10 protein-coding genes are annotated in these 22,382 nt (G+C 25.8%); all 10 read left to right on the plus strand.

Annotated elements, in window-relative coordinates; all coding sequences use genetic code 4:
• Nucleotides 1–121 precede the first annotated feature (121 nt).
• Nucleotides 122–2,686 carry a DNA topoisomerase (ATP-hydrolyzing) gene (locus KQ876_RS02890; protein WP_216490189.1) on the plus strand — a complete coding sequence of 855 codons (2,565 nt, stop codon included), beginning with the start codon at nt 122–124 and terminating at the stop codon, nt 2,684–2,686.
• 116 nt (nt 2,687–2,802) lie between these two features.
• On the plus strand, nt 2,803–8,610 hold the full coding sequence (locus tag KQ876_RS04450; RefSeq protein WP_216490191.1) for a ZmpA/ZmpB/ZmpC family metallo-endopeptidase: 5,808 nt from the start codon (nt 2,803–2,805) through the stop codon (nt 8,608–8,610).
• A gap of 293 nt (nt 8,611–8,903) precedes the next feature.
• Nucleotides 8,904–10,091: an elongation factor Tu gene (tuf, locus tag KQ876_RS02900; RefSeq protein WP_205852228.1), complete on the plus strand. Its 1,188-nt coding sequence runs from the start codon at nt 8,904–8,906 to the stop codon at nt 10,089–10,091.
• A 171-nt stretch (nt 10,092–10,262) separates the two neighbouring features.
• Nucleotides 10,263–14,441, plus strand: coding sequence for a hypothetical protein (locus tag KQ876_RS02905; RefSeq protein ID WP_216490193.1), 4,179 nt, complete (start codon nt 10,263–10,265; stop codon nt 14,439–14,441).
• 100 nt (nt 14,442–14,541) lie between these two features.
• Complete coding sequence (locus KQ876_RS02910; RefSeq protein ID WP_216490195.1) at nt 14,542–18,477, plus strand: hypothetical protein; 3,936 nt, start codon at nt 14,542–14,544, stop codon at nt 18,475–18,477.
• Between the two features lie 136 nt (nt 18,478–18,613).
• Nucleotides 18,614–18,841 (plus strand): 30S ribosomal protein S16, encoded by a 228-nt coding sequence (gene rpsP / locus KQ876_RS02915; RefSeq protein WP_205852225.1) that lies wholly within the window; start codon nt 18,614–18,616, stop codon nt 18,839–18,841.
• A 6-nt stretch (nt 18,842–18,847) separates the two neighbouring features.
• The gene (gene trmD / locus KQ876_RS02920; protein WP_205852224.1) at nt 18,848–19,534 is read left to right on the plus strand and encodes a tRNA (guanosine(37)-N1)-methyltransferase TrmD; all 687 of its coding nucleotides are present in this window, start codon (nt 18,848–18,850) and stop codon (nt 19,532–19,534) included.
• Nucleotides 19,524–19,877: a 50S ribosomal protein L19 gene (gene rplS, locus KQ876_RS02925; RefSeq protein ID WP_205852223.1), complete on the plus strand. Its 354-nt coding sequence runs from the start codon at nt 19,524–19,526 to the stop codon at nt 19,875–19,877. The genes trmD and rplS overlap by 11 nt, the downstream gene beginning before the upstream one ends.
• 72 nt (nt 19,878–19,949) lie before the next feature.
• The gene (locus KQ876_RS02930; protein WP_216490197.1) at nt 19,950–21,017 is read left to right on the plus strand and encodes a hypothetical protein; all 1,068 of its coding nucleotides are present in this window, start codon (nt 19,950–19,952) and stop codon (nt 21,015–21,017) included.
• 232 nt (nt 21,018–21,249) lie between these two features.
• Nucleotides 21,250–22,377 carry a trigger factor-related chaperone gene (locus KQ876_RS02935; RefSeq protein ID WP_216490199.1) on the plus strand — a complete coding sequence of 376 codons (1,128 nt, stop codon included), beginning with the start codon at nt 21,250–21,252 and terminating at the stop codon, nt 22,375–22,377.
• Nucleotides 22,378–22,382: the final 5 nt, after the last annotated feature.

Here is a 22,382-nt window from a genome sequence, read left to right on the forward strand (position 1 = left end):
AAATATTTTTTTATAAAATAAAAACTAAATAACTATTTAAAAATAGTAAACTAATACAAGACTTTGAAAACACTTATTTAGACAAAATTAAATAAACTATTATAATATAGTTGAGGTATTTATGAAAAATAAGCAGATTGTTGAAAATATAATTGAAGAATCATTAGATAAGATAATGTCTGATAGATTTAAAAAATATTCTAAATATGTAATTCAAGACAGAGCTATACCGGATGTAAAAGACGGATTAAAACCTGTACAAAGAAGAATTCTATATTCTATGTTTGTTTTAGGTTTAGATGCAGACAAACCATATAAAAAATCAGCCAGAATTGTCGGAGATGTAATTGGTAAATATCACCCTCACGGTGATAGTTCTGTCTATGAAGCAATGGTAAATTTAAGTCAATGATGAAAATCAAATGTACCACTTTTAGATATGCATGGTAACATTGGTTCGATCGATAATGATCCCGCTGCTGCTATGCGTTATACTGAAGTTAGATTATCTAAAGTTGGTCGTTATATTTTAAACGATTTAAAAAAGAATACGGTTGCTTTTGTTCCTAATTTTGATGATAGTGAGATAGAACCAAGTATTCTACCTTCTATTTTTCCAACACTTCTTGTAAATGGAACAAAAGGTATTGCTATAGGTATGGCAACAGAAATGCCACCACATAATTTATCTGAAATAATAGACGGCACAATTGCATTAATAAAAAACCCACAAATTACAACAAAAATACTTATGGCTTATGTTAAAGGACCGGATTTTCCTACTGGAGGAATAATTAAAGGTACTAGCGGAATTGTTGAGGCTTTTGAATATGGACAAAACAAAAACGAAAGAATTTACTTATATTGTAACTACAAAACTTATAGCGAAAAAAATAATCAATTTATAGAAATTACTGAAATTCCATTCGGAATTAATAAGTCAGAATTAGTCTATAAAATTGACTTAATAATATCTAACGGAGACATTGATGGCGTTTTAGATATTAAAGATAGATCTGATCGTAATGGTATTAATATTTTGATAACTTTAGATAAAGATATTAATATAGATAGTGTATTATCATATTTATTTAGTAAAACGGATTTAAGGGTTAGTTATTCATACAACAACACTGCTATAGACAATGACCAACCTAAAACACTAAATTTAAAACAACTTCTAAATTCATATGTTACACATGTTAAAGATATAAAAACAAAAACATTAACATATGATTTAGAAAAAAGTAAATTAAGACACGAAATAGTTTTAGGTTTTATTAAGGTTGCCGAAATTCCGGATGAGGTAATTAAAGTAATTAGAAATTCCGAAGGGTCAAAAGCAGGAGTAATTGAAAACTTAATTAAGCATTTTAAATTTACAAATTTACAAGCTACTGCAATTGCAGAGCTTAAACTTTATCGTCTAAGTAAAACCGACAAGATTGCGTACTTAAACGAAAAAGAAGAATTAGAAAAAACAATCAAAAGAATTCGATCACTTTTAAACAATTCTGACATTTTTGATGAATACATTATTGATAAACTTCAAGAAATTAAAAACGAGTTTGGTACAAAAAGAAAAACTAAAATTGAAAAAGATGAATTTGATGTTTCTTATAAACAAACTGATTTAATAAAAGAAGAAGAAGTTTACTTCGGAATTTCTAAATTAGGATATATTAAGAGATTTTCTGATAAAACTTACGAATCCAATAACATTAGCACATACTACTTAAAAGAAGATGATAATTTAATTTACTTCGAAAAAGCTAATACAATGCATAATTTTTTAATTTTTACAAATTACGGAAATTATGCAATTGTCCCTATTTATAAAATAAACGAGAATAAATGAAAAGATTATGGAACCTCCTTGAGAGATTTAGTTAATTTAGGTCCTACCGAAGAGGTTATTAGTATTTTTGAAATTAAGAATTGAAATAGTAAATTAAATGTTGTTTTAGGTACAAAAAATGGATATTTCAAACGCACTAAATTAATAGATTTTGAAGTAAAAAAACTAAATAAAATGTATACAGCAATTAATCTTTTAAACAGCGATGTTTTATTAAATGCCTATTTAAGTAATGACCAAAATACCATTTCTATCATCACTGAAAAAGGGCTTGTGTCTTCTTATTCAGAACTAGATATTAGTATTCAAGGTATAAAAGCAAAAGGTGTTAAAGGTGTTTATTTATCGTTGAATGATAAAGTAGCAAATTTCACAATAAATAACGATCATGATATTTTGATTTTAATTTCTAAAGATGGAAAAATTTTAAAAATTAACGCTAATCAAATTCCAGAAATTTCGAAGACAAACAAAGGTAAAAAAATAGTTGATGTAAAAACATTTGGGGAAATAATTGATTTAAACATTTTAAATAATGATAAATGTTTAATAGTTAAAACAAATGACAATAGAACATACTTTGATGATTTAATATCTTATAAAACAAATAGTAAACCTCAAAATATAAATATTGAAAATTTTGATATTGCAATATATAAAAGAAATATGCAAGATTACAATTTTAAAAACTATTCTGACTTTAGTGCAGAAACAATTAAGGCAGTTGATAATAAAGTGCAAAAAATAGAAAAAACAATAAAACAAAGCGAAAAAAATCTTGACGATCTCCTTTCGAGAGTTGAAAAACTACTCAAAAATGATAAATAAGAAAAGAATAAAAAGTTAAAAGAATGAATATTTTACTTTTTATTCTTTTTTATATGTCTTTTAAAAAAATGCATTTTTGGTGTATGCTATAATATTTATATTAAATAAGGAGATTTATGTCGTTAAATAAAAAGAAAAAAAATATAATTATCGGTAGCGTGATCGCATCAGTAATTTCGGTAGGAACAGTAGTCGGAGTTACCGTTCCTGTTTTAAACAAAAAAAGCAATTCTACTCGCAAACAAATACCTCAAAGAGAAAATCAAAATGCAATTATAAGTTTAAAAGGAGTTTCTTACTTAAATAATAATGCAAATAAACAATTAAAAATTGGTGATTTGATTGAACTAAAACTAGATATCCCTAATGGAAAAAAAGTTTCAGAAATAAAAATAAATAATAAAAAACAATCAATTCAATTATCTGAACAAAATACATTTAATTGAGTTATAAATCAACAAAATACGAATATAGAAGTTATTTATGAAGATATACAAAACTTTAAAGTGTCGTTTTCTAATAATATTACATTAATAACACCAAACGTTAACTTAAACAGCGTTAAAGAAGGGACTTCACTGCAATTTTCATTTAAAATACCAAAAGATAAAGAAATTAATTCATTAATAATTAATAATGAAGAATATAAAGAGACCATTTCTAACAATTCATTTACTTATAAAATAAATTCAAATACAACAATAAACCTTATGTTCAAAGATAAGGAATCTAGTGTAGATTCAAACGTATCGGATGAACAAAATAATAACAATAAAGACGGAGAATCAGATAATAATGATCAGGGAGTTTCGAATGAGGTTCCAGAAAATTCGAATAATGATCAAACCGGTTCCGGAGAACCAAAAAACCCAGAAAATAGTAATGAAAAAAATGAAATTGTAAAAGAAATACCTGAAGAAAAAGAAAAAAACGCTACCTTGAATTTACAAGGTTTTTTAGAAGAAAACAAAATAGTAGAACAAGGTAAAGTTGTAACACTAAATCTTAAAATTCCAGCAAATAATCATTTAGTTTCACTAACTGTAGATGGAGTTAATAAAAAAGATCAAGTTATTAATGGACAATTTAGTTTCACACCTGAAAAAGATACATATCAAATAAATGCATCTTACTCTTTAAATAAATATTCTTTAACGTTAGGTAGCTCAGAATTATCTATACAAGATAACATCGATAAAGCAAATATAGATTATAATAGCGAAGTTGTTGTAAGTATAAATGTTCCTAATGGTAAAAAAATTCAAGAATTAATGGTAAATGGTTCTAATAAAAGAAGAGAAGTAGATTCTAATAATAAATTTAGATTTAATATTAAAAACAATACAACAGTTAGTGTTAAATTTAAAGATGCGATTCATGAAATTAAAAATTATACACTTACTTTAGGAAACAATTTAGTAACATCAAGCGATATAAATCTTAAAAGTGTACCCGAAAATTCAACTATTAGAGTTTTCTTTGACATACCTTCTGGGCAAAAGGTTTCAACCTTAACTGTTAATGATCAAGATAAATTATCAAGTATGGATTCATCGGGAGCTTTTATTGATTTAACAATGAACGAAGCGAAAAATGTTCAAGTTACTTTTAAAAATAGAGATAATGCAAATAAAAATATATATTATATAGCAACAAATAATACCGGTTACGATAATTTTGGTGTATACATTTATAAATCCGGTAAAATTTTAAAAGATAATAACAATAATAGCACATTACTAACTGATATAAAAATTGGTGATGTAATATTATTTAAAATAAAATCAGAAAATAATAATTTTGAAACCAATGAATTAAAAATGTCTGAATATAATCAACCAGAAGTATCGTTAACCAAAAATGTATGAGGAGATATGGCTTATGGCGTTATATCATCCGGGTCTTTTAAAGATGTAAGAATAACATTTAAAGAAAAGCCTAAAAAAATTGTTGATAAATCAAAATTACTAGAAGCAATTAGATTAGCAGAGGAAAAAAAGAAATCTTCTACATACATTTTTGAAAAAGATGAAGAAATTAAGAAAGTATTTGATGACAGTCTTAAAGATTCTATTAACATAAAAGACAAAGAAAATGTAACCGAAGAAGAGATAAACATTTCAACTGAAAAATTAATAGATTCAATGGATAATTTAAACGGTCAATATAATAAAAAATCATTTGATTTTAAAGACATTAAAAATGTCGAATTATTTAATATTGATAACGGAACTCAAAAAGTAGCAGGTTTAAGCGGAGAAAATTTTGATTATAGTAAATATTTTGCAAAAATTACTAATGGTGAGGAAATTTTCGAACTCCCAATTAGAAATATTAAGAAAATGAATAATAAATATGAAGTTACAATCAGTAATGATAAATTAGTATACTTTAATTCTTCAAACGATGCAATAGATCATTTTAGTTTTTATGTTGATGAAATATCAACCGAACAAGGCGCTATAACTTCGTTCAATCAACTCGTTTCTGAAATAACAAAAAATCCAAACGGTACATTTAAAATAGGGTCCGACTTATATGCATCAAATACAAATGCAGATGCATATATAATGAGTGATTTTACAGGTACATTAACAAGCTCCGCAAATAAAGGTTATACTATTTATGGATTGAATAAACCTTTGTTCAATAAATTAATAAATGCTACTCTTGAAAATTTTAAAGTAAAAAATTCTACTTTAGAAATAACTAAAAATGGTGGTGTAATATCTATATCAGCAACTAGTTCTAATATAAGACATTTAGAAATTGAAGCAACAGTAAATTATAGACGTTCACAAACCGATACCACTTATGTCGGAGGTATTTTTGGTTCTTTATCGGGTGGCAATGATATAAACGACAAAAAAATCGAAAAAAACATATTTAATGTTAACTTAAATATATTTAATGGTTCTGCAAATAGTCAATATTATGGTATTGTTGCTTCTAGATCATATAATATTGATTTAACAAAAAATTATATTTTAGGAAATATAACTAGCGATCAAAACTTACAAAACAAAGTAGGTTTAGTTTTAGGTAATAATATTAATTCTGGAACCGTAATGAATCAAAACATTATAAACGTTAATAACAATTTAACTTCACATATTATGGGGAATGAAAACTCAGAAACAATCGAAAATAATTGAATCCTTACCGAATCAACAACTGACGAAACACACATTTCAAAAAGTGAATTAAATCAAAAATTATTAAACCTTGAAATAATTAAAAACGAAGCCAAATTAAACGTTTTTGACAAAGTTAATTATGCAAGTATTAACAATTATGATTCGACAAGAATTATCGCATATAAGAACATGTCTAAATTAGTTCCACTATACGATAGAAACACAATAGTAGAATTAGGTAATTTAGTTAGTACTTCTGATATTCTTTACACAAAAGAAATCAACTCTATAATTCCATTGACCGAAAATGATACTTTTGCAACAAATTTATATAATAAAGATTTAATAAAAAAAGTATTAGTTAAATTTAACGATAACACAATACAAGTTTATAACTTGAGTTCTCCTGTTCAATTCGAAAACACAAATATCTATGAGTACACACTTAATGGTGACCTCAAATTTACACCAAGACAATTTTTAAATAAAAATCAACAATTGATTGATGAATTAGCCCATGAATTCAATTCATTAACACTTAATTCAACCGAATTCCAAAACTTAGTAGGTTTGAATGAATATAATGATAAATTTAGATCAAATATTCGTGATCAAGAAATGAGAGAAAATTGACCTGGTGAAACAATGGATGCATTATATCTAAATAAAACTTTTGACTACGTTAAAGAGCATATTAAGTATTATTTGGAATCTATTATTGCTAATTATAATATCGCGGATTATTCAAACGACACAATTAAAAATTTAATTAAAGAAGAAATTTTAGATAACAAATTCAAAATAATGTTAGCTTTAACCTATCTAGAAAGATTATATAAAGTTCAATTTGGCAAATATAATATTAAAAACATAGTATTATTTAGACCTGATTTTTATAATTCAAAAATTAAAAACATCGATTTACTAAAAGAAATTGGTTCACTAAAATTTGAAGATTTATTATTGCAAAATAATGATAAAGTTTTTAAAGAGCACTTGAACAAATTGATTTTAGAAAATGATAAAAATAATATTTTTGATTTCTTAGAAATGAATAATAAAATTTTTAATAACAATCAAATGATGGATATTTGATTGAAAGAATCTTCGAAAGCATACATATATGAATTGAAATCAAGTAAATATCCTGATATCGACGTCTCACTATATACAAAACTTAAAAATAAAACAAATGCAAATAAATACATTCTTCCTTTACTAAATCTAACTGAAGATAATGTTTATGTTATTTCAACAATAGCTACAATGTACTTTGGTGGATATGGCAGAACTATTGATGAAGCAATTTGAAATAATAAAGAAGCATATTCATCCGAATTAGAAAAGGCTAAAAATAAAGTTAGAGTAAGCGCAGAAAAATTCATGCACTTCCTTGAACTTATGTATACAATAGCAAACGAGCAAGGAAAAAAAGAAATGAAAAATAATGTAACCGAAATATTTGAAGGTTACTGATTATTATCAAGCCAGAGTGGAGAGCCGATTTACAAAGATGCGGATGAAAAACGTAGATGAGCAACCGCTCATGATCAAACTTACACAGCAATAAACGACTTTTTTGGTCCGATTGGTAAATATTACAGTCAGTCCGCACGTAAAGAATCAGCATACGCTAATCAAAACACAAAAGTTGTTAGGTTCGATAGTGTCAACTTATTAGATCCGGAAGGTGCTTCAACAATAACTCATGAATTAACACATATTTACGATAGAAAGACTTGACTACAAGGAAACGAATATAGACCAGGACAAGGACCTGAGGGGTATGCTCTCGGATTATTCCAATCAGTTTCTACAGCTAATGCATATTTTTACGGTTTTAACTTAACTGAAGAATTAAGTGGAGATGTAACAACAAACAACAGTATTAGTAGATTCTCAAGTAAAGATGATTTCAAAACATATATGCACAATCTTTTTGATGTAACCTACTTAGTTGATGCATTAGAATCAGAAATTATGTTGAATAGAAGTAATAATGAAAAATCTAAATTCTATGCTAAATTAGAACTAACAAAAGATAAAGAAAACGAAAGAAATGATAGAAACTTCTATAGACCAGCCGATGAACATAAAAAAGTAAAAAGTGATGTTGAAAAAGGTTACATTCATGGAATTGATAAATATAGAGAGTTAACATCAGATGAAATATCTTCTCTTCACACATTAGATGACTTAGTTGATAAGAACATAATATTCAGAGGAAATAAATTTAATTTACAAAGAGCAAATGATTTTAGCGGACAACGTAATAACGACTACAATTATTACTGAATCTCAATGTTTGATCCTATTTTTGCAGGATATCAAAACGATACCGGTGTTGCTGGTGGTTTAATTTTCAGAAGAAATGCATTCGAATTACTAGCAGAATATGGATGGGATGACGGTTTAGTTAAATACACATCAAATGCATTAGAAAAAAATGCACCTGAAAATCAAATTCTATCAGATACATATGTATATAGTCAAATTTTTGGCAATAAATATAAAACATATGCCGACTTTAGAAAAGCGATGTACAAAGAAAGATTAGCTAAAAAAGACAACTTCAAACAAATCACAGTAAAATATAAAAACGAAAGTTATACTCTAAATAATTCAACAGATATTAAAAACTTATTAACTAAAGCTATAAATGATGATTTAAAAGAGATGCAACTTCATCCTCGTAAAGGATTCTTTAATAGAGATGCAGTTAAAACAGAAATATTAAGAAAATTTAATACATTAACAAAGAATTTTAGAACAAGTATTTTTAAATAATTTTAAAATAATGGTTGCAAACAACGTAAATGCAAGCATTATTTTTTTAACTTTCATATTCAAATAATAAAAATAATATTTAATAAAATATGTTAAAATATAAAAATAAATAAAAGATAATTAAAAATAAATTTAATTTACTTATTTTTGGTAAAATATTTTTGCTAACAACATAATAATTTAAGGACAGGTTCTAGTTGCAAGGCTAGACTTTGGTGGTTTTAGCGCTAAAACAAATTTTACAAATAAAAATAATTAAATTACAAATTAAATTTTAGAAAGGATTTAAAAATATGGCAAAATTAGATTTTGATCGTAGTAAAGAACACGTTAACGTTGGAACAATCGGTCACGTTGACCACGGTAAAACAACATTAACAGCTGCTATTGCTACAGTATTAGCTAAAAAAGGATTATCAGAAGCTCGTGATTACGCTTCAATCGATAATGCACCTGAAGAAAGAGCTCGTGGTATTACAATTAATACATCACATATCGAATATCAAACAATGACACGTCACTACGCACACGTTGACTGTCCTGGTCACGCTGACTACGTTAAAAACATGATTACAGGAGCTGCACAAATGGACGGTGCTATCTTAGTTGTTGCTGCAACAGATGGACCTATGCCTCAAACACGTGAACACATTCTTTTATCTAAACAAGTTGGTGTTCCTCGTATCGTTGTTTTCTTAAACAAATGTGATATGTTAGAAGGTGAAGAAGAAATGATCGAATTAGTTGAAATGGAAATTCGTGGTCTTCTTTCAGAATACGGATTCGACGGAGATAACGCTCCAATCATCCGTGGATCAGCTTTAAAAGCATTAGAAGGTGATGAACACTACGAAGGTAAAATTATGGAATTAATGGATGCTGTTGATTCATACATCGAAACACCAGTTAAAGAATTCGATAAACCTTTCTTAATGGCTGTTGAAGACGTTTTCACAATTACAGGACGTGGAACAGTTGCAACAGGACGTGTAGAACGTGGAACACTTAACTTAAACGAAGAAGTTGAAATCGTTGGATTACACGCTACTAAAAAAACTGTTGTTACAGGAATCGAAATGTTCCGTAAAAACTTAAAACAAGCACTTGCAGGAGATAACGCTGGATTATTACTTCGTGGAGTTAACCGTGAAGATATCGAACGTGGACAAGTTTTAGCTAAACCAGGTTCAATCGTTCCTCACACAAAATTCGAAGCTGCAATTTACGTACTTAAAAAAGAAGAAGGTGGACGTCACACTCCATTCTTCAAAAACTACAAACCACAATTCTACTTCCGTACAACAGACGTAACAGGTGGTGTTGTGTTTGAAGCTGGACGTGAAATGGTTATGCCAGGGGAAAACGTTAACTTAACTGTAGAATTAATCGCTCCAATCGCTGTTGAAGAAGGAACAAAATTCTCAATCCGTGAAGGTGGACGTACAGTTGGTGCTGGTTCAGTAACAAAAATCGTTAAATAATTTTTTTTGAAAAATATATAAAAATAAAAGGCAAAATGGTATTTCATTCTGTCTTTTATTTTTATATATTTTGAAATAAACTTGTTTTATTTTCATAATTTATGACCACATTTCAACATTGTCTATAAAGTTATATAATTAATAATTATATTAAGATTATAAGGAGATAGAATGAAAAAGCGTAATAAATGGTTGATTTTGGGATCACTTACAATTTCTTTCGGTTCGTTACCGGTTTTGATAGCTTGCTCAAATAATGTAAAAACTAGAAAACCAATACCGAAAAATAATTCTAAAATTGATGAACAAAACATATCAAACAATAATAAAACCAACGAAAAAGCAAAAAAAGATAATATTGTAGTTAGCCAAACACAAAACAACAAAAACAAAGAATCTAACATTATAAATACACCGAATAATGTTGAAAACAACGACCAAACCGACGTCAAAAACGAGAACGATATTGAAAAAAATAAAAAAATAGATAATGTTGACTCAAACAAAAAACAAGATAATGAAAATAAAGAAAACGAAAGTCAAAACAATAAAGAAAAAGATAACTCTTCAATTAATAAAAATAATACAATTACAATTGATGATGACGAAAATATTGATAATCAAGCTGAAACATCAGAACATAAAAATCAAGAACAAAATGTTAGTTCTAATGCAAAACCTGCAAACGAAAATATAGATTCAACAAATAACACGCATATCTTTAACAATAATTTTAGTTTAAGAGAAGAATATATATTAAAAGAGAAAGTAAATGTAAAAGATATATCGAATTACCATGAAAATGATCAATATTTCGACGTTTACAATAATTGATTAAAAACAAAGACAAGCAATAATAATACCAATATAGTTTTTGACGACTCACATTTTATAGAATTTTCGTTACTATCTTATGTTTACGCAAATAATTCATTGACAATTAAGATAAAATCAAATTTTGACTTAGATGAAATTAATAATTACAAGTTAATTTATAGATCTGATGTTGCTAATGAAAATATTGAAGTATCATTATCTCCTTTTGAAAACTCAAAAAGAACATTACTTGCTAATATTTCTAATATAACTCAAAATTATAAAATAAAACTAGTGGATATTAAGAAAAATAATGAATCTTTAAACTTTTTATCAAAAGGTGAAATTATGTTAGGTAACGAATCATGAGAGGAGTCTAGAAACTTTATAATTTCAAATGATAATGAGTGAAAAACATGACCTGCAGTCGGAAATAGACACAGCTTTAAAATTGTTTTTAGATCTAAGTATAATGGAGCCACACCGTATGTTCCTAATAATTTAAGATTTATTTGATTAACAAAAGATAAAAGAATAGAATACGCTAGATTTTCATATAAAAAGGTTGACGATTGAAATAATATAAAAACAAGTGGGTATACTAAATTAATTGCAGAGTCTGAGACATTCGATATTTCTAATATTGATAAGATTTTAGGAATAGAAATAAACCCCAAAACTGGAAACCAAGATAAATGGTTGAAAATTAATGGAATACCCGAAATAAAAATTACAGGTAAAGAAGATGAAAACTCCTCACAAATTTCTAATGCGCCAATCATCAATTCTACTACTTTACAAAATAATAGTGTAATTATTGACTTTAGACATTTAGACCAATCATTAGTCGATACTTCAAAAGTTCAATTTGAAGTAAAAAGTATGGATCCTTTTAATAAATTTTCAAACGTTTTTTTAGGTTATAAAAGTAACGATAATCAATACACAATTCAAGATGTTAATCTCCCTAAAGATATTTCGCAATTCATGATTACAAGAGTTAATTTTGGAAATCAATTATATGATTACAACATAAATAGTCGAGAATCTATCATTAAAAATCATCCCATTACAAAAAATTTTAAAGTAGAAAGATTAAATTTTTATACTGATAACGAGACTAAAAATATATATGGTTCAATTGGAATTAATTTTTCAAAAGAAGATTTAGAGTTGTTTAAAAATAAGAATTTAGAACTAACTTTCCAAAGAAAAGATAGAGTTCCCGGAGAAGATTCGTATGGAGGAATTTACTATAACTTATTTTTAAAGGAAGAAAAAATTGTAGTTCCTTTTGATAAATTACAAAAATTTAATTTGAATGGATTTTACGAAAACACTAAATATGAACTTGAAAAAATTGGAATAGTAGATAAGTATTCTTTAATAGAATTTGTAGGTAATCAACACTTCGCTTTTAGTTTAGATTTAGAAAATAATAAATCATTTTTATATAATTTTGAATATAGTAATTTTGATAATAATTATATAGCTGGTTCTAATTCAGGTGAAACTAAAAATAGTCTTATGAAAAAAGTTAGCAACACAGATTTGAATATTGATTACTCAATACAAAATCACTACTCGCTAAATAATTATAATAGAGAATTATGATACAAACAGAGAGCATCATTGTTTGAAGATGAAATTTCTCCTGAATTAAGTACAAAAAAAGAATATTTAAAAAATCATGCTTCTAAAATTCATTTAACACAACACAATAAAGAAATTAAAACTCATTTTATTTCACCGCGTGAAGTTATAAATGATTTATCTTGAAAAATAAATGACAATTTTACCCTAGCATCAATAACAAAAGATTTATCTAATTTTGATGGAATTGATAACCATCAAAAAGATGCATACTTTGAAATAGGATTTGAATTTGATCCAAAGCAAAGACAACTTATAGATTTAATTGAACCAGAGCCATTTGTTAGATACGGAAGTTGAACTTACAATTCCTCTCATTCAACAAAAAATATGTCTAAATCATTTGTTTATATTTCTGTTCCATATAGTCAAATTTTAGAAAATAATGAAATTTCCGATTTAGGTTTTGAATATTTAGCAATAAGAAATTCAAAAGAAGAAGAACTAAAATTAAAACAGCTAATAGCAAATAGATATAAATTTAATGTTAAATATAATAAGAACACAAAAGAATTAACTTATATAATAGAATCAAGAGATAAATCAAATAAAATAGTTGATAGATTAGGTGATCACTATTTCTCATTACACAATTCCGCTTTTTTAGGAAACTCTCTTTTCTTTGTCCATTGAGCCGATCTAGATGAAAATAATATAACAAATATTACTTACATACCAAAAAGTAAAAAAGGTATTCTTTCAATTGGGTTAGATCAATTAAATTTTGAAGATAGTTATGATTATGTATCAACAACTATTTGAGGTTCCTCAAAACGTGTTTATTTCAATAATACAGAAGAAAATGTCTTAAACGCAAGAGATAGAGTGTTTAATTTCGCTCCAAGACCAAAAGGTGCCGAAGGTACTTGAGATGTAATCGGTAAAGTAAATCCAAATGATCCGAATGATTATAGATTTTTTGTAACTACTAATCAACATGTTTGAGGTTCTGCATATAGTAGAGAATTTAAAAATAATAATTTTAATTTACCAATTAAATTATTCGAACCAAAGGGAGGTTGAACACCCGATTCAAGAGATACTAGAGGTCGCATCGAAAACGAAAAAGAATGATCGGAAGCAACAGTAAAAGTTGAATTAATAGCTAATTTTCATAATGATATTACATTCCCTAATACTGCCACAGAATTTAAAAATAACTATGCTGATATAAATGAAAATAGTACTTGACATATATTTGGAGAAAATAAAACTGAACATTCACTTTCTAATGCCGACTTAGTTGTTGGTATTGCTGATTTTAAAGATTTTTATTCTATTTTTAATGAAAAAGATGGAAAAATGTTTTATAACGGACAAGAATTTAATGAAAATAATGAAGCAATTTACAGAACATATATGTTCTTTAAAAAATTACCAACACTAAAAACAATAAAGCCAAGTAAACATAATTTACATTTATCTAAATTGGTTAATTTAAATTGAAGTATAGCTTCATTTCCAATAAAAGAACAAACATATAATAAAGATTCTTTAAATAATAAAAGATACCGTGAATACATAATAGGAAGTATGGGAGACTACTTCATAGAAGGACTAGCATACGGTGGCGCTAGATCAAAATTACCTGCTATACCACTTGATTCAACAATTTTTGACTTACAAGGTGGTTCATCAGGAAGTATGGCATTTGATTCCGAAGGAAATGCAACAGGACTTTTAACAGAATCAACATTTTCTCGTTCAAATGTAATGTTAATCGACACAAACGGTAACGCCTTTTTAGGTGATGGTAAAACAACGCAAAACCCTGCTTCTTTCTATGAACGCATGAGACTTTTGAGTTATTTATTCCCAAACAAATATAACCACAATCAATTTAACGAAAAACCGAATTGAGAAAAAATAAATAATGAATAATTTATAAAAATCGCAAACATACAACTTGCGATTTTTATAATTCTGATATTTTTATATAAATTTAAAAGGTATATAATTGTTCATATTTTAAGGAGAAAAAATGAGAAAGAGAAAAATTATTTTAGGAATATCATTATTTTTGACAAGCGTTCCCTTAATTGCAATATCTTGTTCAAAAACATATTCAACATTGCATCAAAGAAATAATTCTAATGATGGTGTTAAAGATAATAATAAGATAAATAATGATAAACTAGATAAAGAAAAAAACAAGAATAAAATTTTAGATAAAGATTCTAATATTACTTTAAATAAAAATACAGATTTAGAGAAAAATGAAAAAGAAGTTAAAGACAAAATTGATAAGAATAATTCTACAAACAATACAGATTTAGAGAGAAATAAACCAAATAAATTACAAAACAATAAAACTATTTCTAACAATACTCAAAAAGAAATTATGCTTTCATACAATTATGATCTAACTGAACCCTATATTTATAAAACTCCAATAAATATTAAAAATTTAAGTGAGTTTGACGAAAATAACGAATTATTTAAAACATATAATAATTGATTGATATCTAAATCAAAAACTAATTATAAAAACTCAACAATTGATAAAAGAAAATATCTTAGATTCGAGTTAAAAGATAGTAAATTTAGCAACAATTCATTAGAATTAATTTTTAAAATAAATTACCAAGTAGATAATTTAAATAGATTTAAACTAATATATACTTATGGAGAAAATAACATTAGAGAAGAAATAAATTTAGACAATATTAAAATTAAAAATAAAATATTTTCAGTAAAAATATCCAACTTAGAAAAAAACAAATATGTAAAGTTAATTGATATTAAAAACGGAAACAAATCATTTAATTTTATTTCAGAAAATGAAATTATATTATTTAATAAATCTAGCGAGTTATCTGATGATATAATAATCACAAATAACACACGTTGAGAAACATGAGAATTATCTCAAAACTTACACACATTTTCTTTATTTTTTTCAACTAAAAACGGACAAAAACCAGAGTTTAGGAAAGAAATGAGATTAGTTGCTTTAAAAAACAACGGAGAAATTAAATATTTTAATTTTAATTTTGACGAAAAAATCTATAGTAATCCGGAAAATAGCAATATAAAAATAACAAAGATTAAAGCTAACACTGAAGAATTTGATCCAAGAAATATATATAGAATTCTTGGCATAGAAATAAAGAATAATGAAAATGTTTGGTCGAGACTAGATAAAATACCAAAAATTAACATTAAAGGTAAGGTGAATTTTATTAATAACAAACCCATTATTAATAAAATTAATTACAATAATAGTAAATTAGAAATTAATTTTAGTGACACAAATATAAAAAACATAGAAATAGAAGTTAAAAGTTTAGATCCATTTACGAATTTTTCTAATATTTATAAATTAGATATAAATAATAATAACTGACTAGAGATTCAAGACATTTCATTACCCGAAGATATAACTAAATTTATAATAACCAAAATCGGATATAAAGACCAATTATGAAATTATGAAATCGATGAAAATAATGTTTTTAATAATTTAAAAAATATTAAGAATTTTGAAATTAGTAAATTTGATATATTTTTATCTAACAAAAATATATATGGTTCAATTATGTTTGATTTTAAAAAAGAAGAATTAGAATTATTTAAAAATAAAAATTTAGAACTAATATTTGAACGTAAAACAAAAATAATGAATGAAACAAATAATCAAAGCATATATCATAATTTATTTTTAGATAAGAATAAAGTTATCGTCCCGTTTACAAAACTTAAAAAATTCACTTTAAACGGATTTTATGAAAATACAGAATATGAATTAAAAGAAATTAAAATAGTCGACAAATATACGTTAAACGCATTTTTAGGAAGTGAAAATTTTGAAAATTCTTTATCAAAATTAAAAAATAAATCATTTTTGTTTAATTTTGAATATGATAATACGGATAATAATTTTATTTACGGAGAAATAGAGGGAGAAACAAAAAATAATTTATTTAAAAAAGAGTCTTCAAACGATAAAAATATCGAGTACAAAATACAAAATCATTATGCTATAGTTAATTATAATAAAGAAAAATGATACAAGCGCCAAGCTTCACTTTATGAAAATTCAATTTCAAAAGAACTAAAAGAAAAACTTTCACAAAAAACAAATTCTTTTAATTTAGTTAAAAATGGTCAAAAAGTAGAAACACACTTTATATCACCAAGAGAAATAATTAATGATCTAGATTGAAAAATTAATGATGAATTTACTAAAGCATCAATAACAAAAGATTTATCACAATTTCATAATTTAGATAAGCATATTGAAGACTCTTTTTTAGAAATAGGGTTTGAATTTGATCCAAAACAAAGACAAATAATTGATTTAATCGAACCAGAACCTTACGTTAGGTATTTAGAGCAAGCAGAAAGTTATAATACTTCACAAAGAAATATGTCCAAATCATTTGTTTATATTTCGGTGCCATATAAAGAAATACTCAAGAAGCCATTAATTTCAAATCTAAGCTTTGAATATTTAGCCATAAGAAATAGTAAGGAAGAAGAATTCAAGTTAAAACAATTGATAAATGATAAATATAAATTTAGCGTTGAATTCAATAAAGAAAATAATAAATTAACATATAATATAGAATCTAAAGATCCTTCAACGAAAATATTTGACAGATTAGGTGATCATTATTTATCAAGTTATAATTCTTCTTTTATAGGTAGTTCACTATTTTTTGTTCACTGAGCAGATTTGGATATAAACAATAGAAGTGAAATAAAATACGTTCCAAAAGGCAAAAGCAATATATTATCTGTAAATCTCGAGCAATTAAATTTCAAAGATAATTATATTCACCTTAATAATGATGCGACCAAATCATCAAAACGGACATATTTTAATAACGCAGAAACTAATATTTTGAATGCAAGAAATAGAGTTTTTAATTTTGCTCCTTGGGCTCAATCTGGACAAGGAACATGAGATATTATAGGTAAAGTTAACCCCAACGACCCGCATGATTATAAATTTTTTATAACAACAAATCAACATGTTTGAGGCGAATCTTTAAGCAAAGAATTTAAAAATAATGTTTTGAACTTACCAATAGAGGTTTTCGAACCTGATGGAGGTTGAAACATTGAAAGCACTGATAAAAGAGGATCTGTTTTTGATGATAAAAAATGATTAAACGAAACTATTAAAGTAGATATTATTGCTAATTTTCATAATGATAAAGCATTTCCGAATAGTGAACATGAATTTAAAAATAATTATGGAAATATAAATTTTAATAGTACTTGAAACATTTATGCGTACAACACAAATAATTCTCTTTCAAACGCTGATTTAATCGTTGGTATTGCAGATTTTAAAGATTTTTACTTAAATTTCAGTGAAAAAAATGAAAAACTATTTTATACTTCTAATAGATTCGATAAAACTGATAAAAAAACTTACAACACCTTCAAATTCTTTAAAAAACTAAAGAAATTAAAGAATATAAAACCAAGTAAACACAACTTGCATATATCAAGACTTGTAAACTTTAATTGATCGCTTGCTGCATTTCCTATTTCTGAACAAAAAATAAATGCAGACACAATAAATAGAAAAAGATATAGAGAATACATTATAGGAAATATAAGTAACGATGATATTTTAAGATTAGGATATGGTGGCGCCAAATCAAAACTTCCAGTTATACCTTTAAATTCCTTAATCTTTGATTTACAATCAGGTTCATCGGGTAGTATGGTTTTTGATTTAGACGGTAACGCTACCGGTTTAGTAACCGAAGCATCATTTACACACTCCAATATTATGATAATAGATACAAACGCTAATGCCTTTTTAGGTGATGGTTATACAACTCAAAATCCCGGTTCATTCTATGAAAGAATGAGGTTGTTGAGTTATTTATACCCGGATAAATACGATAATTCAGAATTTAAAACTTTACCAAACTGAGAAAAATTAAATGATGAATAAGATTAAAATCACAGAAATGAATCTGTGATTTTAAAACTTTATTTTTATAAAATATTTTGTTTTATGAAAATATAATATATAATAAATTTACTATTTACTGTCAAGCACTTTTGCTTGACACTTATTAGGAGGTGATATGGTAAAATTAAGATTAAAAAGAATGGGGAGCAAATTTAGACCAGTATACAAAATAGTTGCTGCTGACGCTAGAGCTCCACGTGATGGTAAATTTATTGAAGCACTTGGACACTACAACCCTTCAACAAAAGAATTAGTTCTAAATAAAGAAGCTACAGATAAATGAATTAAACAAGGTGCAAAACCTACTTTAACAGTTGCTAACTTATTAAAATCTTCTAAATAATATAATATGAAATTTAATTTTTTAACTCTATTTCCAAAATACTTTGAACCTTTTATTAATGAAAGTATTATTAATAAAGCTATTCAAAACAAATTACTAGAAATAAATGTAGTAGATTTTAGAACTTTTAGTACTAACAAACATCGCAAAGTTGATGATGAAATTTATGGTGGCGGACACGGACTATTATTACAAATAGAACCAATTGATTTAGCGCTTGATTCACTACCAAATAGAGGTGGTTATAAAATATTAGTTTCGCCCCAAGGTAAAAAATTTACTCAAGAAATAGCGAATGACTTAGCTAAAAAATATGATCAAATTACATTTATTTCAGGCAGATACGAAGGTTTTGACGAAAGAATTGTTGATTTAGTTGATATTGAATTATCTATAGGTGATTATGTTTTAACAGGAGGAGAACTTCCTTCTATGGTTATGGCAGATTCTGTAGCACGTTTGGTTCCAAACGTAATCAAAGCGGAGTCACATATTTATGATTCTTTTCAAGGGGACGGATTATTAGACTACCCCCAATACACTAGACCAAGAGAATACAAGGGATTAAAAGTTCCTGAAGTATTATTTAGCGGAAACCACAAAGAAATAGAAGCTTGAAAAAAAGAATTTCAATTTAAAAAGACATTAAAAAATAGACCAGATATTATTGAAAGGATTAAAAATGAGAAATAAATTAATTGAAGCTGTTGAGAAAACACAATTACGTACAGATATTCCTGCATTTACAACAGGAGATAACGTTAAAGTTTCTGTACGTATTCGTGAAGGTGAAAAAGAACGTATTCAAATTTTTGAAGGATTAGTAATTTCTAAAAAAGAATCAGGAACAAGAGAAACATTTACAGTAAGAAAAATTTCTTACGGTGTTGGGGTTGAAAGAACTTTTCCAGTTCACTCACCGCTAATTGCCCACATTGAAGTTGTTCGTTCAAATAAAGTTCGTAGAAAAAGATTATTCTTTATGAGAGATCGTAAAGGTAAAAGTGCACGTCTTAAAGAAATTAAAAGAAAATAATAAATATCATCTTAAACACCATTTCGATGGTGTTTTTAAATAAAATAATATAATTAGATTAAAGAAGGAAAAATGAATAAAAAATTAGAAATTTATATCGATTTTGAAGCTATTACCTCCAATTTCCTAAAAAGATTCTTCAAAGATACACCACATAATATGGATTTTCCTTACATATACACTGTGGGTTTTTATAAAGACGGGAATCTAGTTTTAGAAACTGACCATATTGAGCTAAATAAAATTTGAAATTTAGAAAATTTAATTTATCAAACAAAAACAATAATAAAGAAAAAATTAACTAATTCTATCAGAAGAATAACAGGAATTAAAAATTTAGAAATTTCCTCAAACAATATAGAGTTCTTAGTTTGAGGAAATTCACTTGAAGATAATATTATTGAACCTATGTTTGGTTTCAAGACTAAAAATATACAAAAAGGCAACGGAGTATCGATAGATAGAGTCGTTCCGTCAAAACTATTTAATGAAAAATATTTTGAAAAAATGACTAGCATAAAAAATCAAGACGCATTATATAAAGGGTCAATCATTAAAATAAAACCCGAATTTTCAAACGGAACATTATGTTCGGTTTTAGGCGCTATTTTAATATTAAATAATTTTAAAAATTCACATCAACACAAAAATTACAAAGTTATATTAACAAAAAATGAAAGATCAATAATAATGAATTGTATTGCTAAATATAATAAAGATGATGTAAACAAAATAGCTTTTATACACAAGAATATCGAAAAGAAAGAAATAATAGAAAAACAAATACATAAATATATTAAAATAATAAATAGTTTAAGAAACCAAGAAGTAAAACTAAATAAGATGAATGACATATTTAAGTTATTAGATAAGAATATTAATTTGAATAAGGAAACAAAAATTGGTGATGCAATAGATAAAATTATAAAAATATTTGAACAAAAAAATCAAATTAATACAAAGGTCGCAATAAAATTCTATGATTTTTTACCAACATTTAAAGAATACAACAAAGATAATAGCTTCGTTTTAAGAAATATAAAATTAAATCGTCGTAAAATAAAAGAAGTAAAAGAACAAATTAAAATAATAAAAGAAGATATATTACCTTCTATTGCAGACACCATTTTTTATGGTTAAAAATAAAAAACATTAAAAAACCCCTTTTTTTAGCAAAAAAATAACTCTTTTGCTAAAAAGTGATATAATTAATACGTTAAGTTAAGAGTAATAGGTTTTGGTAATCTTTTTTTGAGCGCAAAAGTTACTTTTTTAATTAACGTTCAATTTATAGTAAACAAAAACTAAAATGCGACACATTTTATTATTTGAGCTTCAAATTACTTAAATTAATTTAATATTAAGGAGAAAAATGAAATCACTAACAAGAAAAGTAACTTTAGAAAAAGAATTTTGAATTAACGTTCAAAACCAAGCTTTACGTTATTTACAATCAAAAAATCAAAAAGATATAAACCAAGCAAAAATTTTAGATGAATCAACTAAAACAATAGTGTTTTTTGAAAAAATGAAATTACACGAAGAATTATTATCTAAATACGAAGATGCAAATGTCTATTTACAACCAATTTTAGTTAATAAAAACATTACTATTGAAAAAGCTGAACTTGAATTTAAAGTTTTTTATATAACAGAAGATGAATATAAAGACTTTACTTCAGACTTAACCGACAGACCAGATTTTAAATTACCGGACAATTATGATGCACAAATTAATACTTTTGTTGAAAATTATATAAAAAACTTCAGTTTTAAAAATGATATTAAGGGTGAAATAAAAATCAACAACGAAGTAGGTTTAGAGATTTTTAAAGCCAACATAAATAGAAAAGATAAAATAGTATTAATAGCAAATAATAATGATCAAAAAAGTCTTGAATATGCTTTAATCGGTAAAAAAGTAGGTGATAAGTTTACATATAAATTTACCGATGATGAAACATATGAAATACAAATATTAAACGCAAAAGAAGTTGTTAAAACTCCTTTGAGTGATGATAATGTAAATCAACTTCAAATACCAGAAATAAAAAATTTAGATGATGCAAAAAAATATGTATATCAAACTATTAAAAGCGGAATGGTTGATGAAAGCTTAGTAACATACGGATTTCAAATTGTTGATAAGATAAGCAAATTGAACCCAAACAAATTTAATTTTCCAACTGAGCTTCTCGAAGATAAAATATTGGAAATCGACCCGCAAAAAATTGCTAATTTAAAACCTGAAGAAATAGCAAACACTATTTTTGATAGATTTGTAACACAATGAATTTTAATTAAAAAATTTAAACTAAATGCATCACAATCTGATATGAATGAAGAAATAAATAAGATAAATGCTTCTATGACGCCAGCTGAAGCAAGTCGAATTAGTATCAGAAAGGTAATAGATATAATCTTAATTAAAAAAATAGGTTTAGTATATTTACAAAAATATCAACCTAATGCTTATAAGCAAAATTTTGAAACTAAATAAAACAT

This window comes from Mycoplasma sp. CSL7491-lung, from assembly GCF_018913965.1.
Taxonomy (GTDB): domain Bacteria; phylum Bacillota_I; class Bacilli_A; order Mycoplasmatales; family Metamycoplasmataceae; genus Mycoplasmopsis.